Here is a 25,143-nt window from a genome sequence, read left to right on the forward strand (position 1 = left end):
GTGCCGGGTCCTTTCGGGTGATCGGCCGGCACACAGGACGGTGCAGGGACATGAGACACTCTCGACAAACGCTTCCAATCGACGAGTTTGTCATCCAGCTCAGCGGAGCCCCGAACGATCACGTTCAGGCCCATGTCCATTCCTCGATGGGCCAGGGGCATCGGGTTTTCCCCTTGCCGATCACGATGTGCCGCCGGCAGCTTTTCCCGCTGGACGATCCCGCCGGTTTGGGACGTGAATTGTACGACCTCTTGTTTCAAGACGACCTGGCGATGCTTCTCGAGGAAACGCTGGTGCATCGCCGTGAGCGGGAGATTCGCTTCGTGATCAAGGCCAACTTGAACGATCCGGCGGCCCTTGCCCTCATGCGCTTGCCGTGGGAGCTGTTGCACCATCCACGGGAGCGGATGTTCCTCTTTCTCAGCCTGCAACGCTCGCTGGTCCGTTTCCTGGATCTGCCGCGCCCGGCGGTTGCGATGGACAGACCCGAGCGATTGCGGGTGTTGGTGGCGTGGGCCAATCCTCGAGACCTGCGCCAATTGGACGTACCCCGCGAGTTGTCACTTTTGGCGTCGGTTCAACGGGACAGGGCCCACATCGAACTGGAGGTGTTGGGGCGGGCCACCTCCCGGTCGCTACTGGAAAAGCTCCAGGAAGGCACCTTTCACGTGTTTCACTTCATCGGCCACGGCGAGGGAACGATTCGCGATGGCACACAGGGGGCGCTGTACTTCGAAACGGAGACGGGAGAGGCGCGAGCCATCGCCGCGACCGAACTGGCGACGCTCCTGACCGAGGCCCAACCGGGCTTGCGTACCGTGTTTCTCAATGCCTGCGGTACTTCCGAATTGGCAGGCGGGGCGAACGTGCATCCCTTCGCGGCGACCGCTTCGGCCCTGACCCTGCGGGGGATCGAGACCGTGTTGGCGATGCAGGGCGGTTTTCCCGACAAGGAAGCATGTTGCTTCGGCGCCCACTTTTACCGGCTCCTGGCCCAGGGGCGACCGGTGGATCGATGTGTGGCTTCGAGTCGGATCATGTTGTTCGCCATGAATCCCGAAAGGCCGGTCTGGGCCGTGCCAACGCTCTATTCGCGGCAACCGGAATGTCGCTTGTTTCATGCCGGGATCCGCTCCTCGGATGTTGGCGCATCGACGACACCCATCTCGGGACCGAGTGTTGGTCATCCTCCCACAGCGAGCCCCGGCCAAAAGCTGCGCCCGTCGGAATTCATCACCCGGTTTCGTTCGCGACGCTTTCTCCCGGAGGCGGGAGCACGCCTCGTGGCGTCTTGGAGGGACATGACCCTGGCGACACCGGAAGCCGCGTTGGATGTGGTGGACCGGTTGGCCACATCCGAAACCTCGGCCCTGACGGCCCGTATGGCGGTTCTTTGGCTCGTGGCCCACTGTGCCCACGATGCGCTGGCCCATCCGGGCCTGACACATCGACTTTTTCACGCCCTGCTGGCCGTGGCCGCCGACAGGGGGGAAACTGGCGCTTCTCCTTACCCCACTCTGGCACTGGACGCCATTGCTCGACTGTTGGCCGCCGTGGATCGACCTCACTCGGTTCTACCGAGCGAAACCTGGCCCGATCCGCAAGCGAGGTCGCACTTGCTGACCCTCTTCGAAGTGTTCGCCCATCCGCGGGTGAGATTGGGGCCGATTCAGCGGGTTTGGCTCGATCGTGCCGACGCCCTCTTTCCGGGTTCCCACGGTCGTCTGGAGGCGAGCTTGCGTCGCCTGGAATTGGCACGCCCCCATTGTCTGCCATTCGACCGTCACGGTTTGCGAAAAGTGCTGTTGCGTGACGCGACCCTGGCCGAACGGTTTCGGACGGATCCCAACTGGGTCCGTTTGGGCTTGGTGTTGTGTGGGGGCCACGCATGGCACTCCCGGGAGGCTTCCGGGCTGGCATTCGACCGCATCCACCGCGAAACGCCGCTCGCCCGGCTTTTCGTGGAGGCTTTGCGAGCGGGCAAAACTCCGGTGGACCTCTTACCCGAACTGCGTCGTCTCGCCAGGGAGGAGCCGGATCCGCGGCGTCGGATCGAGGCCGACGTCGCTGTCACGACCCTTTCCTGGGGCGCTCCGGACAGTCTCGTGATGCGGGCGCCGCAAGAACTGCGAAGCGATCTCGTAAGTCGCCTGCAGTTCGCGCGCGGGCTTGCCGGTCGAGGGGCCGGTCGAGCGGCAGCCTTGCTGCTTCCTTTGTGGGTGGAAGCTTCGGCGGACGCCGAACCCCCGGCGCCGAAAATACACGCGGCTCTCCAGGAACTGCACCCGCTTGCCCATTTTCCGTTCGAACAGGTGTATCGACCATTTGGAGACAGCCGTTGGGCGGCGTTGCTGCTCGCCCGGTTGGCCATGGAACGCTCGCCCGCATCCAGTCATCTCGCTGCGGTGTTTCTGGACACCCTCGCGGGGCGGATTTTGGCATCCCGAGACGGATTGGTGCCCTTTCTCACGCGGTTCGGTGCTTGGAAACGAGGGTGCTCTCCTGAGGTTCAGGCCGTTCGCGACGGGACCCGGGAGGCCGAATGGTATGCGGCCCTGGATGCCGTCGCTTCGGCACCTTCCCATTTGAATCCGGTTCGCGGCTGGGCATTGCGCCATTTGGTGCCGGAGGCCCGATCGATGGGATTCCTGGAAGACATCCGGATTCTGACATACCTCATTTTCAGGCCAGGGGAAGCCGCACGTCGGGAGGTATTGGCTGCAATCGATGCGATCGAACCGGAGACCGTCGACGAGGTCGAACCCGAATGTACGGAATCGTCGCTTTGGGCCGTGATTCGGTCCATCAGTGAGCCATTTCGTGCCTTCCGGTGTTTTGCCTGGCTCTGTCGAGGGCAGGAGCGCCTTCGTGAATTGCGCTACCAGGCACTCCATGAGAAATTGGGGCGTGACTTCGATCGCATGGTCGAACCCGGTCATCGGGCGGTGGCGGCCTATTGGATGGTTCGTTTCGCCCCCTTCCCGGCACGTGAATCCTGGGCGGTTCGTTTTCACGCGGAAGTGGAACATTTGCCGGCCCGACGGCGCGTCTTTCTGCTGTGTGCCGCGGCGCTGGTTCACCGTGGTCTGGGTTTGGGTTGGTTGGCTTCCGGCCTGTCGGCCGCCTTGAGCCTTCCGCGACCTCACCTCCTGCCGCTTTTGGCATTCCTCCACAGGGCATTGAACCGGCATCCCGATGCGGCACGACTGCTGGCGGGTGCCCTGCGTCGTTCTGCAACGAGTGCTGCATCGATTCACGTCGATGCCATTTATGAAGATCGGAGCGAGGAAACGCCATCCGGATGGCGAACCGGTTCACGATGCGCGGCCTTGGCGACACTTCAAATGCACGCCTGGCTTCGAGGAAACGGGGGGCGACCGACGCGATCTCCCGCGACCATTCTCGACCCTGGGAACGGCCACTTGGGAAAACTCGATTCGAATGGGTGGGATCGCACGCCTGTCGATTCTTCGGATACGGCCGGAGTCTCCGCTTCCATGTGGATCGGGCTCGAGCAGGCGAGCCTATCTGTCGAAGAACCGAACCGAGCTTTTTTCTGGCCAATCGCGATGAGCGAGGGCGACGGGTCCGGTGCTGCCGGGGGAGCGGGTTTTTTGGATGAGGCGGGTCTTGCCGCACTGCTGCGCGCGGCGCGAAGTGAAGACGACGAGGCGCGTCGTTTCGCGGTGCGAAGCCTCACCGATCCTTTCGCCGGGCCCGTTTTTCGTGTCTCTCGGGCAGGACCGGGCGCGGTGGAAGCGCTGGCTCGGTTCTACCTCGAGGGAATGGAGGAGGCGCCCGGACTGGCTCTGGTTGCGGCTTGGAGTTTCGAAAAGTTGATTCACGACGATGCAGTGGCGCTGCAAGGGTGGATGAAACAGTTTTTGGCCATGCCCGGTTCGCGGCAGGCGGCCGTGGCGGAAGTGATCCTTCGGCGGATCCATCGCTTGGAAGCCACGACCTGGCCGGTGTTTTTGCAATGGGCCAAGGTACCTTCTTCCGAGTTGCAGCGTATGTGGCGCTTCAACCTGGCGATGGCCCTGACCCGACGACGCATCGACCCGGATCGACGGCGGGTCCTGGAGCTTGTCCTCACTGCGCCGGAAACACCCGCCATGTCGACTTGTATTGCCGTTTCCCTCCAGCAAGCGGAAACGATGGTCGATTTGGCCAAGGAATTCGCGGCGGATCTCGAGGTCGATCCGGACGAGGCGATTCGACAGGCGCAAGCGGCACTCGTAGAGCGCAGCGTCCTGCTCGATCACCTGCCGGTCGATGAACAGCTCCTGCAATTGGAACGCATGGGACGGATGCGTCTGATCGGCTCCGAGATTCCCGTTCATTTGGACCTCGCGGCGGAGGAACTCCTCGGTCGGCCCAAGGCGGTAAACCTTTTGATCCTCTGGCTCCAGCATCGCATCCATATCGATCCCCAATGCCGGCACGCGTTCGACCTGGTTACGGGTGACCTGTTGGGGATTCTCGATGCATTCGCCCGGAAATGGCCCGAGGAATGGCGGGCTTCGGTCGAGCCCTTCGATTTGCTTGGGAAAACATTGAGCGAAGCGGCCTCCTGGAGCGACTGGTTGCCGGCTCGCCAAGCTGCCTTCCGGCTCTCGGCGGCATTGGAACGGTTGGAAGACGGGATGGCCAAGGCCCTATTTCGCAACCTCGTGGATGTGGAGCCGGCTTGTATCGCCGTATTGGTCAGCCTTTCCGGATACCGTTGGGTCGATCCCACCGCGATCCCCATCCTTTTGGATCGACTTGTGGGAAGAAGTGCGGTTCAAGCCTTGGCGGCGGCGCGACTGTCATGTCTCGCCTTGGCGGATGACCGACTGGTGGCCGTTTGGCGTCCGAAAATCCTGCGCGCCTTGGCCGAGGCGGCTGGATCGGAACGGCCCCTGATTCTGCCGGCGACGGCTTCCGACGATGCCTTGCGGTGCTGGGGTCCGTTGGGACGCTGGGTCGAAGTCATCGTGGGTCGGGCGATGGGGGTGCCGAACGAAGATGAGGAGGGAATGCCATGGTTCGTCAACTAGAGGTGCCGTTCGAGCACGGAGATCGCCAGGGTCGGTTCCGGGTGTTTCTCGGAGACCACGAATGCGGACGGCACCCGTTGCAGTACCAAGCGGAGTGGCTTCAAAATCACCACGGTTACCGCCTCGATCCTTCCGTGATGAAACGCCTGGCGACGTTGGCCCGGATTGCCGAGTCGGACGGAGTCGCGTTGGAAGACCTTTTAATGTAGTGCCGAGAATGGGACGACGATGTCGGCCTCGATACGGAGCACGACGCCAGAAAGGGCCGGACGCTGGCGGATTCAGAAAAAGGCCCACCACAGGGTGCCGGCGAACGATGCGGCGGCGGCCGTGTTCGCGAAGTTCACGGAGTCGTTGGTCATGTAGCCCCAGCGCTGCAGGCTGGCGCCAAGCACGCTGTCCAGATAGTTGCCCAGGACCCCGGCCACCACGACCAGGATCACGGCCTGAAGCGAGGCGCCGAAGGCGGCGAACAAAAGGCCCATCGACAGGGCACCGGCCGCGCCGAGCAGGGTGCCCTCCAGACTGACCACGCCGTCGAGACCGCGTTCATCGGGCTGCCAGGTGAGCACGTTGACGAAGCGGCGACCGGCCACGTTGCCCAGTTCGGAACTCAGGGTGTCGGCCGTCGCCGAAGCCAGTGATGCGGCCAGGGCGACCTGAAACACCATCGCGAGCTCGGGAAACAGCCAGGCCAGCAAGCCGGCACAGGCCGCGACGCCGCCGTTGGAGACGGCGTGGCGAATGGATCGGCGACCGCGATTCTCCTGGGCCAGGCCGGCCTTTTCCTTGTCGCGCATGCGCCAGTGGGAGGCCAGCGAACCGAACACGAAAAAGGCGAACAGGGCGCTGAACCCGGCGAAGCCCGCGCCCAGAAAGATCGACCAGGCGATCAGGGCGCCCACGATCGCCCCGGGAAGATCCATTTTCTTGGCGCCGAAGCTCAGGACCGCCAACAAGGCCGTCAGGCCGGCGCCCCACATCCAATGGGGCGGTAGCGCGCCAAGGGCGTCAACGCCGGAAACCGCATAGGCCACACATGCGGCGGTCAGGGGCACGGCCAGGTTGTCGTCGATGGTGCCGGGCACCGTTTCGACCAGGCCGGCCACGCCGACCCCGATGGCGACGATCCACAGCCAGCGCTCGGGCGGGTGGCCCAGGAGGATGCCTTCCGGCAAGGCCATGACCAGGGCCCAAGTCAACAGGGTGCCCAGCACGAGGAAGGCGGCGGAGCCGACCAGGCTCTTGCCGTCGTTCCAGGGCCAGGTTCGCCCGCGCACCGCTTCGCCGATCACTCCGGCGAATCCGTCGCCGAAGGCCATCGCACCCCAGGCCACCGCCATGAAGACCTGGTGCTCGTAAAACAACAGGCTGATCAGCAGCAGCACGGCCGGGTACATCAAGATGCCCAACGAAAACCCGCGCGCCCGATCCTCGGGCCGCTCCAACTGACGTGCTGTCAGGCGCGGAAGCAGCAGGACGTTGAACACGAGCGCCGTCAGTGCCAAGGCGCAAATGGCCCAGGGCGGCAAGCGCCCGATACACAGTGCGAAGAGCGCCATGGTGATGTGGACGGTGCGGCGTTTCCAACGCCGATAATCGACAGAACTGTTATTCATGAGGTATCCGTGTGCTTGGGGTTGGTAAGGCGTTTGGTGGATTCGACGGGTTTCGGCGGAAGAACTCGGGGTGACCCGACTCTTCGTGTCGTCGCTCAGAACTTGGTGCCGAGCTCACCCAAATTGCGTAGGCTGACCGACAGCCGGAAGAAATCGCGATTGCTGGTCTGGCTCGAATCGAAGCGCGAGCGCACGTAATTAACCGTGAAACCCACGCATTGACCCTGATAACCGTAGAGAAATTCCTGGCTCTTGAACTCGCTCGACTCGAAGTTGTAGTCGACCGAAAGCTTGAGGCGTGATCGCCACCGAGGAAGCGCGAGTTCCGAGATCCCGATGAAACTCTCCTGGTCGACCTGATTGGCCGAGCGCGCCCTTCGGTTGACGTAGCCGCCGTAGCCGCGCCAGCCACCTTTGTTGACGCTGCCGTAAAAGGAAAGCGCATCGAAAGCGCCGCGGTCGGGATTGTACTCGACGAAGCCGTTCCCGTGAATGAAGCCCAACCCCAACAGCCGAAAGCGACTTTCGATCGGCTGATAGGCGGTGGCGTCGTCGTCTTCGCTGTCTTCCCGGTCCAGGTCGACCGATTGGGTGATCTCCAGCTCCGCCAAAGGACGCACGCGACCGGCAGGCCCGGTGAACAGCCTGTTGCTGACGCGCCAGGCCGAGGTCAAGCCGTCGGTCTGTTCGTTGAGGCGGATATCCAGTTCGTCGAGTTCGATACTCTCGAGCGTTTCCAGGAAGGGGTCCTGGTCCATGGTCTCGGCGTAGGTGCGCCGTGAGTCGGCGGCCCCGGCACGCAGGTCCAGGTTGGCATCCAGGTAGTGAACCAGGCGGCGCTTGCCCAAGCGGTAGTCGCGGCGCAGGCGCGGACCGGTGAATTCCAGGAAGGCGTAGGCCGCGCCGCGCCCGTCGTCGCCCTCGGCCTCCACCAGCGGGAGTTCCGTCAAAGTGCCGTCGGCCGCGCGGGTCTCGCGATTGCGGGCATTGTCCAGGTCGCCGTCGTACCATGCGCCGCGAGCCGCGACGCCCCAGCGCGAGTGAATGAAGCGACCGAGTTCCATCGGCCGTGAAATCTCGGCGTCCATGCCAAGGCGGGTCAGGTTGCCCGAAAGCTGGAGGGCGCCCAGGTCCGTCAGGCGAAACGCGTCCATATAAAACTGGTTGCGGTAGTAGAAGCCCCCCGCAATGCGGCGCTTGGGTTGGTAGTAGCGGAATTCGGGCAACACGTTCAGGTTGACGACGGTCTCGTCGGTGCGCAGGATGCGCGAAAGGCGCGAGACGTTGAGCACCAGCGAGTCGCGACCCACCGGGCGGTCCAGACGGGCGCGATAGACGTAGTCCCGGACCCGTGTCTTTTCCGCGTCCTGTAGATAGTCGCGATCCACGCTGAAATCCGATCCGGCCTCCACGTCCACCACGAAATGGCCCTTCCAGATCGGGGCTTCGTGGTGCCATTGGGCTCGGAAGCGGTCCTTTTTCAGCGGTTCGCCGTCTTCGCGTGGGCGTTCCTCCACGGATTGGGCGTCCAGGACGTCGTCGCGGAAGTAGGTGCCTTGGAGCTCGCCGTACCAATTCAAATTCGGGCGGTAGCGCAACTCCAGACCCAACCGCAGGCCGGATTTGTCGGCGAAGGTGGGCGTGAAGGTCATGTCGACGTCGTCGCGCGGCGCCCAGTAGAAGGGTTGGCTGAAAAAGGTGCCGTTGCGTTCCGAGCTGCCCGTGTCGGGCTGGAGCAGGCCGGTCCGGCGCTCGCGCATCACCGGTACCATCATCCAGGGCAGGTAGATGATGGGAATGTTTTTCACGCGGAACTTGGCACCGCGAATGACCGCATAGCCTTCCTGTTCCACCTGGGCCTTGCGGATTTCCATCGACCAATGGGTGACCGGTTGGTTGCACGCGGTCACGCGTCCCTTTTCGATGATGAAGAAGGTCCCGCGATTGAGGATTTCCAGTGAATCCCCCACGAAGAAAAACTCGTCGCCGAACTGGGCCGCCACATCCATGGCGAGGCCGCTCTGGTTGGCCACGTCGTATTCGACCCGCTGGGCCGAAATCTCCACCAGGCCCAATTCGGTGTAGTAGTCCAACTTCACGTTGCCACTGGCTTCCGTGCGATTGGTTTTGGGATTGAAGACCACCGTGTCGGCGGTCATCAGAAACAGGTCGCCGTAGGCGATCTTGACCTCGCCGGTCACGATCTGTTTGCCCTCGGCATCGATGATTTGGCTGCCCAGGTACTCGATTCGGAAATCCGGTTGATTGGCGGAGGATTGGGCCGATAGCGGGGCCGAACAGGCCACCGACAAGAGAAGCAGCAGCCCGGACCGGAAGCGCGCGGCCGGGGAAAAACGGCGGGTCACATTCAGTCCTTGGGATTTTTGATGTCGTAGCGGCAGGCGATGTCGAAGCTGTGAATGCCGGCGTAAAGGCGGCGGATCTGCAAGTCGACCCGCTTGGGCCAAGGCCGATCGAAAATCGATCGAAACACCAGCAGTTGCTGGGTGGTCTTGCCGGGTTGGACCTCCACGGTGCCTCGGGCGAACAGGCTGGCCAACTCGGCCTGCTGGCGGTTGAATTCCGGGAGGGAGATCGGCCACAGGTCCGCCATCTCCAAAAGGGTGGCGACCGGGCCCTCGTTCTTGTCCACCAGTTGGATCTGGTCCGGATTGAACAACAGGGTGTGCTCGCTCCGGTTCTCGAATTGGACCATGTAGGTCACCGCGCGATCGATCACCTGATCCACCCCGAGCCGGCTGACGGTGTCGTCGTCGATACCCATCATCTTTAAATGGTCGCGGAGTTGGTTCGGTTCCCAGGCGGTCAGGCGGCAGGTGATCGACTTGCTCTCGAAGATCACCGTGCGGCCATCGAAACGGGCCGACTGGGGTTCGAGGGGCATGGGCCCACCGATGCGCAAGCCCTGACTCGGAGCCAACAGGGTCCAAAGCGTTATCGTGGCGATCCATCCGGTCACGGAGCCCTCCTGGCTGGGAATGGAGCCTTTTGCCGAAAGCTGCCGGGGCGGTGTCGCGGCCTGCGATGGGAACGCGACGGTCCCGATCTCGCCGGAGCGGTCTCCGGTCGGCGAATCGCGAGTCCGCGACCGCGGTCCGAGAGGCGCAACCTTGGGCAAAAGAATCAGCGTGTTACGCCAAAGGTGCCGAACCGATCCGGATCCGGCCGGGGATCACGGCGCATACCCTGGCGAAACTCGATAGATTAAACCGCGATTGACCCGCAAAGTCGACCAAAAGGCGCGATCGAGCACCAGAAAATGGATGGGGGAGGGCGGTGCGGCGGGGCCTGTGCCGGGCCTCCGGAACGGCTGTGGCGGGAACGGGTGCCGATGGCGCGACAGGGTGCCCATTTTGAATTTTTCGGCGATCGCGGAAAGGGTCTCGGTCTTTTCCAAGCCCGTGATTTTGCCTCGGTTTTAAAATTCGTGAGGGCCGTCTTATAGGTTTGTCACCTGCTTGCATGTTGTGTTATGTTTGGTTCAAATTTGGACCAATTCGTATGCCTTACTGGAATTGAAATAGATGACGAAGCAGGCGAAGATTCTCATTGCGGAACACGAGGACGCAAGCCGTGGGTCGCTTGAAAGCTTATTGACCGCAGTTGGTTATGAAACGACAACGGCCAGCAACGGCCAGGAGGCGCTCGACTCCGTAGCTTCCTTCGAACCCAATGTCGCGATCGTCGATCCGCTGTTGAGTGGCGTCGATGGATTCATGGTGAGCCAGCGCATCACCAAGAAGTATCCGGACATTGTCGTCATCATTTCCAGTAGCGTGTATCGCGGTGATCGCTACCGGCGCGATGCCACCACCAAATACGGGGCCAGTGCCTTTTTGGAAAAGCCCTACTCCGACTCGTTGTTGCTCGAAACCATCGGCGGTTGTTTGCGCCAGAGGGGCATCGATCCGCCGTCGCCACCGGATTCGGGGGACGACGGTGATTTGGACGCCACGGTTCGCGACACCAGTCTCGCGGGCATCGCGCGCGCCGATTTTTCCGGCCAGGGCGAAGACGACATCAGCCTGGACGAGACGATTCGCGATCAAAGCCTGGATCAGGCCGCTGCCGGAGGCCATCCGGGCCTGGACAGCGAGCTGCTCGACGATGCGGAGCACACGCCGGATGACGCCGCCAACCGCAAGGAAGAATTGCCGGTCGAGGTCAACGCGATGCTGGATCGCCAAATGGGCGAAATCCAGATATCCAAAGGGAAAACCGTGCCGAAGACAGCTACCAAGCCCGCATCCGACATATTCTCCGGATCGCGCAAGAAGGTCTCTCCCAAGAAAGAAGAGAGCCCTGCCATGACCGTCCGGGTCAGCCCGGAAGAACTTCAGAAAGAAATCGAACGCATCAAGGAAAAGAACAAGCAGGCGTTGGGCGATGGCAAGAAGCCCGAACGTCCGTCGAGTTCGCGTGTCAAGATCACGCAGTCCGAAGAAGCCGGCGAGGGCGGTCAACTGACCAGCAACGATATTTTCGGGGCCTTGATCGACGACATCGAATCCGGCCACGTGGACCAGTCCCCGGTGGAAATCGCCGCCGCGGGAGAGATCACCGCCTCGCGCATTGATCCGGAGCGGCTGGAGGAGATGGAGGCCGAGGCGGCGCGCGCACGAACGCGACCCGCCAAGGGCAAGCGGAAGGCCAAGAAGGCCGCGCCCAAAAAGGTCGAGGCCAAGGAGGAGGCGAAGCCGGTCGAGGCACCCAAGCCTCCGGAGGCTCCCGCCAAACCGGCGGCCGAGCCCGAACCCGTACCGGCGTCGCCGGTCGCCAAGGCCGAGCCTCCCGTGCAACCCCTGCCCACGGGCGACCTCGAAAAAGACAGCCCTTTCGCCACCCAGCCCATCAGCGAGGAAGATCGCGAAAAGGCCCTTGCCGCCAAACCCGATGCGTCGCCCAAGGACCTGTTTTCCGCCAGTGCCACCAGCGGTACCAACGAGTACCAGTTGCTCAAGAAGATCGCCTCGGGCGGCATGGCCGAGGTCTGGAAAGCCAAGCTCATCGGTGAAAAGGGTTTCGAGAAGATCGTCGCCATCAAGAAGATCCTGCCGCACCTGAGCGACAACGACGAATTCATCTCGATGTTCATCGACGAAGCCCGGGTGGCCGCCAACTTGACCCATCCCAACATCGCGCAGATCTACGAGTTGGGCAAGATGGAAGACAGTTTCTTCATCGCCATGGAATACGTGGCCGGCCACAACCTGCGGATGGTCCTCAACCAGCTTCACGCGCTCAAGGTGACCTTCGTTCCCGAAATAGTCGTGTTCATCGGCATGAAGCTGTGCAACGCCCTTCACTACGCGCACCACAAGAAGGGCTACGACAACCAGGAACTCCAGATCGTGCACCGCGACGTATCGCCCCAGAACATTCTCATCTCCACCGAGGGCGAAATCAAACTGGTCGATTTCGGCATCGCCAAGGCCTCCATCAAGGCGACCCAGACGGTGGCCGGCTCGCTCAAGGGCAAGCTGCTGTACATGTCGCCGGAGCAGGCCGAAGGCAAGAACCTGGATGGACGCTCCGATATCTTCAGTCTCGGCAGTGTGTTGTACGAGGCCTTGACCGGCAAGAAACTGTTTGCCGGCGATTCCGAACTTTCCATTCTCAAGAACGTTCGGCAGGCCAAGTTCGCCGCGCCTCGTGAAATCAATCCCCATATTCCCGAGAAGCTCGAGAACATCATCCTGAAGGCGTTGTCCAAGGATCTCCACAGCCGTTTCGATTCGTCCAAATCGCTGGAGAACGACTTCAAGAACTATCTCAAGGAAGAGAAGATCCACATCAACGAGAGCGACGTGGCCGATTACATTCGCCTCATCTACGAAAAGGATGTGGAAAAATTGAAAGCCTTCGGATCCGGACGGGCCCGGGCCGAAGCCGCCGAGGCAAAAAAAGGCCAAGGCGGTGTAATCCTGCCCGATACCGATCAATTCCAAGCGCACGAGGCCGAAGCGGTCGCCGAAGCGAGCTCCAAGGGCAAGTCGCCGTTGCTTTGGATCGGAATCGCCGCGGTCGTGGTGATTGCGACCGCCGCTGCCGTGATGCTACTGTAGGGGGCTGAACCACAGGTCTATCGAGGCTACGCTTGGAACAACCGGCCCGGGTGAGGGTGCTCCGTTCATCCCTCGTCGGGCGAGGTCGGCTTTCATTTTCCGGGAGGGCGCGGCGCGCGCTTTGTCGGGAACCGTGCTCACGAACTCGCGATTCGTTTCCGTCACTTATTTTTTGGTATTTGGGAGGATCCTGTTTATGGATGAAGAACGCAAGCAACGATATGAGGTCATGCTCTCCGAAACTCGGGAAATCATCCAGAGTATCGAGCAGACCATGGAAGAGCTGGTAGCCGAAGTCAAACGCCGGGTGGCCCAACTCAAGGGCGAAAAGGACATTCAGCTCAACATCTATGATAACTACTGTAAACTGTTGGGCTTGGAAAACGACCTCGAATCCGACGAAGATGATGAGGACGAAGAGTAAGTGGACACCCCGCCGAGCCCGGAATCGGATTTTCGGTTTTCCGGGCTTGGCTGATCTCGCATTTCGTGGTTCACTTAGAACCGTATGGTCTCGTGACGAACGACGACCGATCTCGAGAATCATGCCTGCGTGCAACACGGTGATCCCTCTGGATACCCGGGTGCACCACCCATATGTTCGGATCTCCGCTGGATCCGGCTTTTTTTAAATTTGTTCGAATAGACCCATGGCAGGCAGGGAGCGCGGGCGCGCTCACATATGGACATCATTGACAGGTAACCCGTTGCATGAAGAAAACTAAATACCACATTGTCGTATTCAGCGACAACGATGGCGGACACCGTCAGTATCGCGTCACCGCACGTTCGATGAAACTCGTTGCGGGACTCGTGGGCACCAGCCTGGTCGTTTTGGCGGGTCTCGCGCTGGTCGTATTCAAGAACTTTTCCCATAAAGAAGAATACCTACTGCTTCTCCAGGAAAACACGCGCCTCAGCGAGGCCAATGATCGATACTTGACCGCCACCATCGAAATCGAGAAAAAACTGAAGCATTTCCAAGAGCGGACAACCAAATTGGCGCAACTGGTGGACGTGGAGCCCACCGATATGGCGACCGGCGGAATCGGCGGTGCCAACATGTTCGCCGAAGAAGAACTCAACCAGTACCTGCGTTACGACCTGGGTCTGCTGCGCCGCCGCACCATGGATCTGGAGCGCGAACTCGCCGATGTAGAAGCCGACTTCATATCCAAAACCGATGAACTCAACTCCACGCCATCGATCTTGCCGGCCCGCGGCTGGCTCTCCAGCGGTTTCAGCTACCGCATCGATCCCTACACCAAAAAACGCGCTTGGCACAACGGTCTGGATGTTTCCTGCCCGCTGGGAACCCCCGTGTACGCTCCGGCCGACGGTAAAATCGCCTACAAAGGCTACCAGGGCGGCTACGGGAACATGTTGGTCATCAGCCACGGCCGCGGCCTGGAAACCAAATACGCCCATTTGGACCGCTTCAATGTTTCCAAGGGACAAATGGTGAAGCGCGGGGACCTGATCGGGTTCGTCGGCAACACCGGCCGCTCGACCGCACCCCACTTGCATTACGAAGTCCACCGAGACGGCAAAGCGGTCAACCCGCGTAAATTCATTTACGACGAGGCCAGGACTTTCTGACATCGACGCACCTTTGGGGAGAATTGGTTTCGACTTTTTCTCCAGCGCCTGCGTCTGAGAGGGCTGGATTGCCGAGACCGATGTCTCGGGAGGGAGTTGCCGCGGAAATTTTTTGACCTTCGCATCACGAGTGCGATCGAAATCGATGGGCTGCGCACCGCAAGGGGCGCTGAAACGGGGCTGACACCAAGCCCCGTTTTGGACGTTCGGTACCGGTTCCCTTTTTCGGTCGTCACCGGATCCAGAACCCTGGCCGTTCGGGCCGGGTTTTCGTGTTTTTACCGTTTACAGCGCCATCCGTGAGTGTGACTGCGCCTCATACACTGGCACATTTGTCGTCGCATCCTCACATCCCACCCCATTTCTGGAGTCAACACATGCTCAAGACAATCGCTACCAAGGTTTTCGGCTCAAAAAACGAGCGCGAACTGAAGAAACTCTGGCCCCACGTCGATCGCATCAACAGTCACGAGCCTGAGATGCAGAAACTTTCCGACGATCAACTCAAGGGCAAGACCGTCGAGTTCAAAGAGCGCCTCGAGGCCGGCGAGACGGTCGACACCATCATGCCGGAAGCGTTCGCCGCGCTGCGCGAAGCCTCGGTCCGCGTGATGGGGATGCGCCATTACGATGTCCAGATGCTTGGCGGGGTCATTCTCCACAAAGGAGCCATCGCCGAGATGCGGACCGGTGAAGGTAAGACCCTGACGGCCACCCTGCCGGTCTACCTGAACGCCCTGGCCGGCCTCGGCGTCCACGTCGTCACGGTCAACGACTATCTGGCCAAGCGCGATGCCGAATGGATGGGCACGCTCTATCAGTGGATGGGACTCACGACGGGCTGCATCCTGAACCAGATGGACGAAGTCGAGCGCAAGGCCAATTACGCCTGCGACATCACCTACGGCACCAACAACGAATTCGGCTTCGACTACCTGCGCGACAACATGAAGTTCAAGCCCGAGAGCCTGGTTCAACGCGGCTTCAACTACGTCATCGTGGACGAGGTCGACTCGGTCCTCATCGACGAGGCGCGGACGCCGTTGATCATCTCCGGCCCGGCCGAAGGCGATACCGGCAAGTACTACGACGCCAACCAGGTGGTCGTGAAGCTGCAGGCGGATGCCCACTTCACGGTCGACGAAAAGGACAACCACGCCCTCTTCAACGAGGACGGCATCCGCAAGATGGAATCGCTGCTGGGCGTCAACAACCTCTACGACATCGAAAACATCCAGATCCTCCACTGTCTCGAGCAGGCCTTGCGGGCCCACCACCTGTTCAAGAAAGACGTGGATTACGTGGTCAACGACGGCCAGGTCATCATCATCGATTCTCACACGGGTCGCCCCATGCCGGGTCGCCGTTATTCGGACGGCCTGCACCAGGCCTTGGAAGCGAAAGAGGGCGTGCACATCGAGCGTCAAAACCAGACCTTGGCTTCGGTGACCTTCCAGAACTTCTTCCGCATGTACGACAAGCTCAGCGGCATGACCGGCACCGCCGAGACCGAAGCGCGGGAATTTCACAGCATCTACAAGCTGGATACCTACGTGGTGCCCACCAACAAGCCGATGGTTCGCGACGACAAGAACGATCAGGTCTACGGCACCACCAAGTCCAAGTTCACCGCCCTGCTGAACGAAATCCAGATTCACAACAAGAAGGGCCGCCCGGTCCTCGTCGGGACCATCGCGATCGAGACCTCGGAAGAGATCAGCGCCTGGCTCACCAAACAGAAAATCGCCCACATCGTGCTCAACGCCAAGTACCACGCCCAGGAATCCGAGATCGTCGCCCAGGCCGGTCGTCTCGGGGCGGTCACCATCGCCACCAACATGGCGGGTCGTGGTACCGACATCATTTTGGGTGGCAACGCCGAGATGCTGGCCAAATCGGATATGGCCAAGGACCCCGAGGCCGATTACGACGAACTGCTGCACAAGTACGAGGCGATTTGCGCGGAAGAGAAGAAGAAGGTCCTCGACCTGGGCGGGCTCGTGATTCTCGGTACCGAACGCCACGATTCACGTCGGATCGACAACCAGTTGCGCGGTCGTTCCGGACGTCAGGGCGACCCCGGCTTGAGCCTGTTCTTCATCTCGCTCGAAGACAAACTGATGCGCCTGTTCGGCAACGACACCATGAAGCGCATGATGAAATCGCAGATGGAAGACGGCGTGCCGATCGAACACCGCATGATCTCGCGGGCCATCGAACGGGCCCAGAAAGCGGTCGAGGCGCGGCACTTCGATTCCCGGAAACACGTCCTCGAATACGACGATGTCATGAACAAGCAGCGGACTACCTTCTATGCGTTGCGCCGCAAGCTGCTCTACGGCAAGGCCCGCGAACACCTCTTCGAGCGCGCCGAGGCCATCGCCCAGGCCCAGGTCACCGAATACCTGGAGTTGCAGAAACCCGAAGAGGGCGACCGTTCCCGCCTGGCCGAATCGTTTCGCTCCCTGTTCGACTTCGATCTGGGCGATGCCAAGATCACCGAAACCACGGCGGAAGCGGTTCTCGAACACGTCAAGGCCGGCTATAGCGAAAAGTGGGATGTGCTGGAATTGCCGTCCGAGGTGGTGGAAGACCACGAGCGGTTCATCATGCTGTACGTGATCGACCAGCAGTGGAAGGACCACATGCGCACCATGGATTCACTTCAGGATCACGTGCGTCTGCAGGCCTACGCCCAAAAAGATCCGCTGACGATCTACAAACGCGAGAGCTTTACCCAGTTCAACGAACTGATGGACCGCATCGACGAGGAAGTCGTACGCATGTTGGTGCACGTTCAACCGCAGATTCGCGGCGAATCCATCAACCGCATGAAACAGGAGCGGGCCCGCGAAGAGAAGGCGATGCAATTGGCCGGGAACCGTGATGAAGAGGGTGAGGACAAACCGGCCAAGCCCAAGCCCGTGCGGCGCACCGAACCCAAGGTGGGACGCAACGAGGCGTGCCCCTGCGGAAGCGGGAAAAAGTACAAGAAATGTCACGGGCGAAACGCCTGATCGCATGACCGGTCCGACCGCGAGGTCGGGCCGATTTCGGCCTCTCGTGCCGCTCCCTTTCGGTTCGTTTCCCGTTGGCAAAAATTCCGGCGTCCGTGCTAAAGTACGGAGTTTGAGCGCGAGCGATTCGGCTTTCACCGTCGCTGAAAGTCGCCGTGAATCGCTCCCGACCTGTCCATGCTCGTTCGAACCCGACGTGCAGGGGATTCTTTTCGATGGATCACATGGGTTCGCACGGATCTCAGCCCGGGCGCCGACTTCGCTTCCCATCTCCATCGGAACGCCCAAAACGGTATCCGTTCATCGTTTGCTACCGGGTGGTCGATTCGACATTATTTCAGGGGGAAAACCATACCATGCTGGAGCTGCCACTTCTGGAGGCTTTGACCTTTGACGATGTGATTCTCATTCCCGATCGGGCCGAGTTTCACCCAAATGATGCCGATACCCGCACGCGTTTGGTGGGCGACATCGAACTCAACATTCCCTTGCTCTCCGCGGCCATGGACACGGTCACGGAGCACCGCCTGGCCATCGCGATGGCCCAACAGGGCGGCATGGGCGTGGTTCACAAGAATCTCAGCATTGCGCGGCAAGCTCAAGAAATCGATATGGTTAAGCGATCGGAATCGGGCATGATCATCGACCCGATCACCATCGGCCCCAATGAGAGTCTGAACGCGGCGGAATCGATGATGAGCCGATTCCGCATTTCCGGGATCCCGGTCATCGAAAAGGACGGGACCTTGCTCGGCATCGTCACCAACCGCGATCTCCGTTTCGAAACCAATTACGAGCAACCGGTTTCCCAGGTGATGACCTCCGGTCGCGAAAACCTGATCACGGTGCCGGTGGGCACCACGCTGGAAGAAGCCAAGTACTACCTGCACAAACACCGCATCGAAAAGGTTTTGGTCGTCGACGAGGATTATCACCTGCGCGGGCTGATCACCGTGAAGGACATCCAAAAACGCATCGAATACCCGCGCGCCTGTAAAGACGGTCAAGGTCGTTTGCGCGCCGCCGCCGCGGTCGGCATCGGCGGCGACATGCTCGAGCGGGCCCAGGCCCTGGTCGAAGCGAAAGCGGACGTGATCGTGATGGATTCTTCCCACGGCCATTCGCGGGGTGTCATCGAAGCCACCCGCGAATTCAAGAGCCACTTTCCGAACGTGTTCCTGATCGTGGGCAACGTGGCCACCGCGACCGGTACCAAAGAACTGATCGAGGCCGGCGCCGATGCGGTGAAAGTCGGCATCGGGCCCGGCTCCATCTGCACCACACGCGTGGTCACCGGGGCCGGGATGCCCCAGATCACCGCCATTCACGAAGCGGTCAAGGCCGCCAAGGGTCACGACGTGCCCATCATCGCCGATGGCGGCATCAAGTTCTCCGGCGACATCACCAAAGCGCTCGCGGCCGGTGCTCACTGCGCCATGATCGGCAGCCTGTTTGCCGGCACCGACGAGAGTCCGGGCGAAACCGTGCTCTACCAGGGCCGCACCTACAAGACCTACCGCGGCATGGGCAGCCTCGGCGCCATGAAGGACGGTAGCGCCGATCGCTATTTCCAAAACGACACCCAACAAACCAAGATGGTTCCCGAGGGCATCGAGGGCCAGGTTCCCTACAAGGGCAGCCTGTCGGCCGTGATCACCCAATTGATCGGCGGCCTGCGGGCCGGCATGGGCCTGACCGGCTGCGCCTCGATTTCGGAACTGCACCGCAAGGCGCGTTTTGCCAAGGTGTCCCAAGCCGGCTTGCGCGAAAACCACGCCCACGACGTGATCATCACCAAGGAAGCGCCCAACTACCGGTTGTGATTGGCGACACTTTCAGCACAAATCCCAACAAAGAAAAGGCGGGTCATTCGACCCGCCTTTTTTGGTTTCTGGCTATGGATATTTAGCTGTCGTGGAGATCAGGCGGCCTGCATGTTGCGGCGGCGCATGAAGAATACGCCGGCGATCGCCAGCAGGGCGACGAAGGCCATCATGCCGTACTCGCCGAGGGTGGGAATCGGGTTGACGAATACGTTGTCTCCGGTAATTTCCATGCGCATCAGGCCGGTGTTGGGGACCGTGCCCCAATCGGCGTAGAGCAAGTAGTAGGTGGTACCGGCCGTGACGTCGAGACCGGTGATTTCCGACAGCAACCCGCACTCGTCCTCGCCGCACGCGACTTCGGCCAGGCTGCCGCAGGAGCCGGTGTAGACGCCGAGCAGCGAATCCGGGGAGCTACCTTCGGTGTTGCAGGCGCTGATGTTGATGGTGCCGTCGGTGAACGGGGTGAAGGTGTACCAGGTCGTCTGGGTGCGATCGCTGCCGCCGGATTGGCAGGAAAAAGCGGGATCGCTGGCGTTCGGGGTGTTGCCGGAAATGTCGAGTTCGATGGTTCCGAGATCCGTGATGGGGATGGCGGCGGCGCACTCGTCGTTGGAGGTGGGCGTCGCGCCACCCTCGTTGACGGCAGGACCTTCGGTCTTCTGGGCGAAAGCGAGGGATCCCAGCAGTAAGCAAACAAGCAAGCATATACGGTAATTCAAAGCAATTCTCCTTTGGCGTGGGTACTGAAAATGAGATGGAGCGAGATGAAATCACTCACGATGAAATTTAGAAAGATAATTGGCAGACTTTATCAGATCCGTCTGAGTTCTTCAATTTGAAAAGGAGCAATGCGCTATTGTGGGTATATCTGAATATCTGCGAATGTGATAGGACTTGAGACAGTAGCGAAGTTAAGCGCCCGCCGGAAGAACCGTTGGGCGCTTTTGAGCGGGCGCGCGAAAATCGAGATCGGCGCGAGCCGCGCCAGGGCTTCGATTGTTCAGGCGTCCGATGTTTTGGGTGCGATTACTCTTCGCCGCCCATCATGGCTTCCATGGCCTGTTGCATTTCTTCCATGGTGGGATCGGCGATGTGGGTCGCGACCGACCAACTGTGCCCGTAAGGATCGGTCAATTTTCCGTAACGGTCGCCCCAGAACATATCGGCCGGGGGCATGTTGACGGTGGCACCGGCCTCCTCGGCCTGCTTCATCATGGCGTCGACGTCTTCACACATGAGGTGAATGGTGACGGGGGTACCGTTGAAGTGTTGCGGGCTGAGGCACTGCATGTTCGGCATTTCGTCCACGAGCATGACCTTGGAATCGCCGATCTGCAGTTCGGCATGCATGATCAGGTCGGAACCCGGCATCGGCATGCGTATGGTTTCTTCGGCGCCAAACGCCTTCTTGTAGAACTCGAGGGCTGCGGCACAGCCTTTGACGACAAGGTGGGGAGTGATGGCATGATACCCTTCGGGAATGGGATCAACCTTCTGTGACATGAGAGAACTCCTTGGTATGTGATGAAACGGGATCGTGTGCACTTGCGTGCGTCGCGACTCCGAAGCCGAAACCAACGTCCGAGGCGCGTGGCTGAAAACCAGACCGAGGGCGCAATTCGGATGGTTGGTTATCGGCGTTATGGGGACCAGGGATTTGGCGCCAGTCTACCACAGGAGCATGTCATGTCGGTCAAAAACTGTGGCGGCGATTCGAGATCTCGTCGTCCGCTCGCGCTTGGCTGGAACACGGCTCAGGGTGATTCTTCCACACGGGCTTCGGTCGCTTTGTCCTCACCCAGGAGCGCGGCCAGTTTTTGGTGGTTTTTGCGAATCAGGGGATGGTTGCCCCTGGCTTCTTTGGCGCGGCTAAGCCACGCGAAGGCCTTGGCCGGATCCTTGTCGTGTTCGAGCGCGATGACCGCCATGTTGTTCAGCGAGTAGACATCCTCCGGCGCGGCTTCGAGCACCTTCGCGAAGTTCTCCCGGGCAGGCTCGATTCGACCCGCCTCGAGAAAGAGGACGGCGGCGTTGTAACGTGCGATCAGGTGATTCGGGTCCAGCTCGAGTGCCAGGCGAAACTCGTCCAGGGCCTCCTCCCGCTCGCCGAAATGCGCGTGGCCGAGACCGAGCAAGGTGTGCAGCCGCGGATCCTCGTGCCGGGTTTCCGCCGCCTTGCGCAGTCTCCTCAATGCCCCGTCGCGATCGCCCGCGAAGGTCAGCAGGCGCCCCAATTCCTTTTGAACCACCACGTTGTCCGGGAATTCGGTTTCCAGCCGGGTGTAGGCTTCGATGGCCTTGAAGGGATAGGTCTTGCCTTGGTGATTGAGGCGTTGGAACACGCGATAGACCGGCAAGGCCTCCTTGGGCGGCGGCAATTCGTGGGGGGCCTTGGTGCCGGGAATGTGCGAGCCGCCGTCGTGAACGTACCCCAGGCTGCGCAGCAGTTCCACGGTAGAGGGATCCATCTGGCGTTCCGAGTCGCTTTCGCCGGTGTCGCGCAGCAGGGGCGCCAGCCCGTCCCGCAACCGGGCCGCGCGTTCGGGGTCGTTTTCGATCAGGTTGTTCTGCTCGTGGGGGTCTGCCGCGATATCGTACAGTTCCTCGGCGTTGCCCTTGTAATAGGAGAGTTGCTGATCGCGGTAGGCCTGCACCGGGGCGCAATAGAAGTTCTCGTAGGGGATCATGGCCTCGCTGTAGGATTCGCGCGGGCTCTTGTCCCAAAGCGGCAGCCCGTCGAGGGCTGTCTTGGGTTTCAGGCCCTTGAGCCGCAGCAGGGTGGGCGCGATGTCGATGCTGCGGACCAGGTGGTCGAACGATTGGCCCGCTTCGCCCATGATCGGTTGCGAGAGAATCAGGGGCACGTGGGTCGTGGCGCCGTAGCAAAAGAAGCCGTGTGATTGTTCGCCGTGTTCGCCGAAGGATTCGCCGTGATCGGCGGTGATCACGATCAGGGTGTTTTCGAACAGTCCCTTGCGGCGGAGTTGGTCGACCAGCCAACCCAATTGAAGGTCGACGTAGGCCAATTCACCCAGGTAGGGGTTGTCGGCGAAGGCTTCGGCGAAGGGGCTGGGCGGCTCGTACGGCCAGTGGGGATCGTACAAATGGATCCAGGAAAAGAATGGCTGATCGCGGTCGCTGATCCACGACCATGCCCGTTGAATCACGGATTCCGCCCGGCGGGTGACGATGTGCCCGGTTTCGCGCGATTCGGTGTAGTGCACGATTTCGTCGTCGTAGTGGTCGAAGCCGCGTCCCAGTCCGAATTCCTCGAGCAGGATCGCCGAGCCCACGAAGGCGCCGGTCCGCATGCCGCTCTCCCGTAAGGCCTGGGCCAAGGTGGGCACCTCGCCCAAACGGTAATTTCCGTTGTTTCGCACGCCGTGATTCGGGGGGATCAAGCCGGTGAGGATGCTGCTGTGGGAGGGAAGGGTGATGGGGGCTTGGGAGTAGCACTGGGTGAAGTGGTGCCCGTTGCCGGCCAGGGCGTCGATCACCGGAGTTTGGGCCTGACCGTTGCCGTAGACGCCGAGCGCATCCGTGCGCGTCGTGTCCAGGGTGATCAAAATGATGTTTTGTGGCGCCGCGATTCGGCGGGTACATTGCGTCAAGCCCATGGCGATCCACACCAGACAGAGTGTCAAGACGGCGAAGGTCGCGCCGCGTCGATGAAATGGTCTCAACATGTGGTGTCCTTTGTCGGGGCGAGTGGATGGGGCCGCTTCAATCGGTGGGCGGAGTTCCCAGGATTTCCGGTAGGGTGGCTGCCGTTTCCGGCATTGGCGACGGAACCGGCTTGGCTGAAATCAACGGGAGTCGGCCTATCGCGTCGTGGAATCGGCCGGAGGGTGTGGCTTGCGGAAATCGGCCAGGACCCGTTGAAAGTTCCGCGTATCTGGAGATTCCACCAAATCCGGGTACCGTGTCAACCAGCGGTCGGCAGCATCGTAGTCGCCGAAGCGCACGTACAACGCCAGCATCAGCATTTTCAGGGATTTGGCTTCCGGGAATTGGGCCTGTTTGGCCTGAATGCGCTGGTGGATGTTGGTCGGGTCCGCATCGATGGACAACAGAAGTCGCATGGTCAGGTCCCAGTCGTTGGGTTTCAACTGTTGCGACTCCATGGCTTGCAGAAGGAGGTTCAGGGCCCGTTCGCGCTTCCCGCCGTTGGCGAAGATTCGAGCGGCGTTGACCTGGGCGGTGGGATAACCCGGAAAGGCAGCCAACAGATGATCGGCCGCGGATTCGGCCGCCGTCGCCTCGCCGCTCATGGCGCAGGCGATCATGTGCGCTTCCCAAAAGGCCGGCTCGTCGGGAAAGGCCTCGATCAGTTGGCGCGTCATGGGAAGAATCTTGAACAGCTCTTCCAATTCGGAATAGAGCGCGATGATTCGACGCCATTCCGTCGCCTCGGCCGTACCCGCCGCCAGCTCGCGAGCCAGGCGTTCACTGTCCCGTTTCGGCTCCACCGGCCGCTGGTAATAGGGAGGCGCCTGCTGGGCCAGGACGGCGATGCCGAGCAGGCCCAGCATGACACAGAGTCGTTTCATTTCACCTTACCCTTGATGACCGGCACCTTGGATTGACGAAACCAGCGCTGGCCAAAGAAACGCGGGTGTTTGGTCGTCAACTTCGCGAGCGCCTCGGTCGGGATGGTGTTTCTCACGAACAGGCGGGCTTCCAATCTGATCCGCATCTGCGTTTGGGTGGCGGGCTGAACCCGCTCCGCGAAAAAGGTGCGGATTTCCTCGGTCGATTTTTCAGGATCGCGATACATCGCCCGCAGTTGCCCGCGCATCGCGCTGTTTTTGGTGCCGGCCGCCTGGAATTCGATCTGATACTTGGCCAGTTCGGTTTGCAGGTGTTTCAGCCGGTCGGGGGACATCCCCAGAGGTTCGGTCACCTCCGGTTTTTTCCACCATTCCAAGAAACCCGAAACAGGGGCGGACCGATCTTTTGCCGGTTCGCCCCAAGCTGTTAGAAAAACGATCAGTAGTAGTTGCAAGTAGTCGATACTCCCGGATCAGGATCCGTTCGCCATGCGCTGCTTGCGGGAGAACCAGAGTGCGCCGATCATCAGGACGGCCAGGAAGAAGCCCAGGCCCACGGTTCCCAGGGTGGGAATCGTGAAAATCTGATTGCCCTGCTGCAGACCGACGTCCCACAGGCCCCAGAACACCAGACTGCCGGCGGCGGGCGGCGTGTTCTGCACAGCCACCAGGAACCCCGTGAAGTCGTTGTCGGCGGAATGGTCGTCGGAGATCTGGCTGGTCACGTCTACGCTCCAGTTCTCAGGGCCCGCACCGGAAAGGGAGAAGCCTCCGAAGCTGGAGGGTCCGGCGGTGAAGGCCGCGAACGGATCGCCAAAAGGACTGGCGACTTCCAGGCCGAAATCACCGGCGTCGAATACGATGAAGGATTCGGGGGCACCGGTATTGGTATTGCCCACACCGACCAGGTTGTATTCGAAACTCTCGGCGATGGTGCTGGTGTCGAAAACGTAGAGCAGACGGGATTGAGCCGTGAAGCCGGGGAAATAGAGCCCGTTGTCGTCGATACCCACCAAATAGTTGGCATAAACCGAACCGTAGTAGGATTGGGTACGACCGATACTGTAAGTGGTGCCGATGTTGGCGCTGCCGTCAGTTCGGGTGAGAAAGCTTCCCCAGGAAACGGGGGCCACGTCCAGGGTGACGCCACCTTCGTGGTTCGGCTTCGTTGTGTTGACGCGTCTCGCGTTTTTCTCGGATCGCTCCGGACTTTGGGCGAACAGCAAGCTGCAAGATACAAGCACTACCAGAAAAAATCTTAAAGCAATCATGTTTAACCAATCCTTCTCGAAGTTAAATCAAGAATGAGCATCTTAGATATGAGGGATGAAGTTAGCCCCAAAATACCCGAGCTCGCGCCAAATGGAAAGTCAAAAGTTGGCCAAACGGTTGTTTTTGCACCTA

16 protein-coding genes are annotated in these 25,143 nt (G+C 60.7%); 7 read left to right on the top strand and 9 right to left on the bottom strand.

What is annotated here, in order from left to right; all coding sequences use genetic code 11:
- The first annotated feature begins 50 nt into the window (after window positions 1-50).
- On the top strand, window positions 51-5,042 hold the full coding sequence (locus J3U87_RS03255) for a CHAT domain-containing protein (protein WP_237381595.1): 4,992 nt from the start codon (window positions 51-53) through the stop codon (window positions 5,040-5,042).
- A complete protein-coding gene (locus J3U87_RS03260; RefSeq protein ID WP_237381596.1) occupies window positions 5,027-5,251 on the top strand; it encodes a DUF2610 domain-containing protein in 225 nt (74 codons plus the stop codon). Before J3U87_RS03255 ends, J3U87_RS03260 begins: the two co-directional genes overlap by 16 nt.
- A gap of 72 nt (window positions 5,252-5,323) precedes the next feature.
- On the opposite strand, the gene J3U87_RS03265 is transcribed toward J3U87_RS03260, so the two are convergent.
- From J3U87_RS03265 to J3U87_RS03275, 3 genes are all read right to left on the bottom strand, one after another.
- Complete coding sequence (locus J3U87_RS03265; RefSeq protein WP_237381597.1) at window positions 5,324-6,661, bottom strand: DUF92 domain-containing protein; 1,338 nt, start codon at window positions 6,659-6,661, stop codon at window positions 5,324-5,326.
- 95 nt (window positions 6,662-6,756) lie between these two features.
- Window positions 6,757-9,027 carry an LPS-assembly protein LptD gene (locus J3U87_RS03270; RefSeq protein WP_237381598.1) on the bottom strand — a complete coding sequence of 757 codons (2,271 nt, stop codon included), beginning with the start codon at window positions 9,025-9,027 and terminating at the stop codon, window positions 6,757-6,759.
- A 2-nt stretch (window positions 9,028-9,029) separates the two neighbouring features.
- Window positions 9,030-9,641, bottom strand: coding sequence for a hypothetical protein (locus J3U87_RS03275; protein ID WP_237381599.1), 612 nt, complete (start codon window positions 9,639-9,641; stop codon window positions 9,030-9,032).
- Window positions 9,642-10,206: 565 nt separating this feature from the next.
- On the opposite strand from J3U87_RS03275, the gene J3U87_RS03280 reads away from it, so the two are divergent.
- The 5 genes from J3U87_RS03280 (at window position 10,207) to guaB (ending at window position 19,186) form a co-directional block, all read left to right on the top strand.
- Window positions 10,207-12,747, top strand: coding sequence for a protein kinase domain-containing protein (locus tag J3U87_RS03280; protein WP_237381600.1), 2,541 nt, complete (start codon window positions 10,207-10,209; stop codon window positions 12,745-12,747).
- A 196-nt stretch (window positions 12,748-12,943) separates the two neighbouring features.
- Window positions 12,944-13,171, top strand: a complete 228-nt coding sequence (locus J3U87_RS03285; RefSeq protein ID WP_237381601.1) for a hypothetical protein — start codon at window positions 12,944-12,946, stop codon at window positions 13,169-13,171.
- Window positions 13,172-13,458: 287 nt separating this feature from the next.
- Window positions 13,459-14,346, top strand: coding sequence for a M23 family metallopeptidase (locus tag J3U87_RS03290; RefSeq protein ID WP_237381602.1), 888 nt, complete (start codon window positions 13,459-13,461; stop codon window positions 14,344-14,346).
- A 377-nt stretch (window positions 14,347-14,723) separates the two neighbouring features.
- The gene (secA, locus tag J3U87_RS03295; RefSeq protein ID WP_237381603.1) at window positions 14,724-17,363 is read left to right on the top strand and encodes a preprotein translocase subunit SecA; all 2,640 of its coding nucleotides are present in this window, start codon (window positions 14,724-14,726) and stop codon (window positions 17,361-17,363) included.
- A 356-nt stretch (window positions 17,364-17,719) separates the two neighbouring features.
- The gene (guaB, locus tag J3U87_RS03300; RefSeq protein WP_237381604.1) at window positions 17,720-19,186 is read left to right on the top strand and encodes an IMP dehydrogenase; all 1,467 of its coding nucleotides are present in this window, start codon (window positions 17,720-17,722) and stop codon (window positions 19,184-19,186) included.
- Between the two features lie 98 nt (window positions 19,187-19,284).
- On the opposite strand, the gene J3U87_RS03305 is transcribed toward guaB, so the two are convergent.
- From J3U87_RS03305 to J3U87_RS03330, 6 genes are all read right to left on the bottom strand, one after another.
- Window positions 19,285-19,908 (bottom strand): IPTL-CTERM sorting domain-containing protein, encoded by a 624-nt coding sequence (locus J3U87_RS03305; protein WP_237381605.1) that lies wholly within the window; start codon window positions 19,906-19,908, stop codon window positions 19,285-19,287.
- A gap of 307 nt (window positions 19,909-20,215) precedes the next feature.
- Complete coding sequence (locus tag J3U87_RS03310; RefSeq protein WP_237381606.1) at window positions 20,216-20,692, bottom strand: VOC family protein; 477 nt, start codon at window positions 20,690-20,692, stop codon at window positions 20,216-20,218.
- A 251-nt stretch (window positions 20,693-20,943) separates the two neighbouring features.
- The gene (locus J3U87_RS03315) at window positions 20,944-22,875 is read right to left on the bottom strand and encodes a sulfatase-like hydrolase/transferase (protein ID WP_237381607.1); all 1,932 of its coding nucleotides are present in this window, start codon (window positions 22,873-22,875) and stop codon (window positions 20,944-20,946) included.
- Between the two features lie 135 nt (window positions 22,876-23,010).
- The gene (locus J3U87_RS03320) at window positions 23,011-23,739 is read right to left on the bottom strand and encodes a tetratricopeptide repeat protein (RefSeq protein ID WP_237381608.1); all 729 of its coding nucleotides are present in this window, start codon (window positions 23,737-23,739) and stop codon (window positions 23,011-23,013) included.
- On the bottom strand, window positions 23,736-24,092 hold the full coding sequence (locus tag J3U87_RS03325) for a hypothetical protein (RefSeq protein ID WP_237381609.1): 357 nt from the start codon (window positions 24,090-24,092) through the stop codon (window positions 23,736-23,738). The genes J3U87_RS03320 and J3U87_RS03325 overlap by 4 nt, the downstream gene beginning before the upstream one ends.
- 120 nt (window positions 24,093-24,212) lie before the next feature.
- Window positions 24,213-25,010, bottom strand: coding sequence for a hypothetical protein (locus J3U87_RS03330; protein WP_237381610.1), 798 nt, complete (start codon window positions 25,008-25,010; stop codon window positions 24,213-24,215).
- Window positions 25,011-25,143 lie beyond the last annotated feature (133 nt).

It is taken from the genome of Sulfidibacter corallicola, from assembly GCF_017498545.1.
GTDB lineage: Bacteria > Acidobacteriota > Holophagae > Acanthopleuribacterales > Acanthopleuribacteraceae > Sulfidibacter > Sulfidibacter corallicola.

What these genes read in the sequence shown, in the direction of transcription:
- J3U87_RS03320 (WP_237381608.1), bottom strand. Translation starts at nt 23,739, where the DNA reads ATGAAACGACTCTGTGTCATGCTGGGCCTGCTCGGCATCGCCGTCCTG.
- J3U87_RS03280 (WP_237381600.1), top strand. Translation starts at nt 10,207, where the DNA reads ATGACGAAGCAGGCGAAGATTCTCATTGCGGAACACGAGGACGCAAGC.
- J3U87_RS03260 (WP_237381596.1), top strand. Translation starts at nt 5,027, where the DNA reads ATGGTTCGTCAACTAGAGGTGCCGTTCGAGCACGGAGATCGCCAGGGT.
- secA (WP_237381603.1), top strand. Translation starts at nt 14,724, where the DNA reads ATGCTCAAGACAATCGCTACCAAGGTTTTCGGCTCAAAAAACGAGCGC.
- J3U87_RS03310 (WP_237381606.1), bottom strand. Translation starts at nt 20,692, where the DNA reads ATGTCACAGAAGGTTGATCCCATTCCCGAAGGGTATCATGCCATCACT.
- J3U87_RS03285 (WP_237381601.1), top strand. Translation starts at nt 12,944, where the DNA reads ATGGATGAAGAACGCAAGCAACGATATGAGGTCATGCTCTCCGAAACT.
- J3U87_RS03330 (WP_237381610.1), bottom strand. Translation starts at nt 25,010, where the DNA reads ATGATTGCTTTAAGATTTTTTCTGGTAGTGCTTGTATCTTGCAGCTTG.
- guaB (WP_237381604.1), top strand. Translation starts at nt 17,720, where the DNA reads ATGCTGGAGCTGCCACTTCTGGAGGCTTTGACCTTTGACGATGTGATT.
- J3U87_RS03315 (WP_237381607.1), bottom strand. Translation starts at nt 22,875, where the DNA reads ATGTTGAGACCATTTCATCGACGCGGCGCGACCTTCGCCGTCTTGACA.
- J3U87_RS03290 (WP_237381602.1), top strand. Translation starts at nt 13,459, where the DNA reads ATGAAGAAAACTAAATACCACATTGTCGTATTCAGCGACAACGATGGC.
- J3U87_RS03255 (WP_237381595.1), top strand. Translation starts at nt 51, where the DNA reads ATGAGACACTCTCGACAAACGCTTCCAATCGACGAGTTTGTCATCCAG.
- J3U87_RS03265 (WP_237381597.1), bottom strand. Translation starts at nt 6,661, where the DNA reads ATGAATAACAGTTCTGTCGATTATCGGCGTTGGAAACGCCGCACCGTC.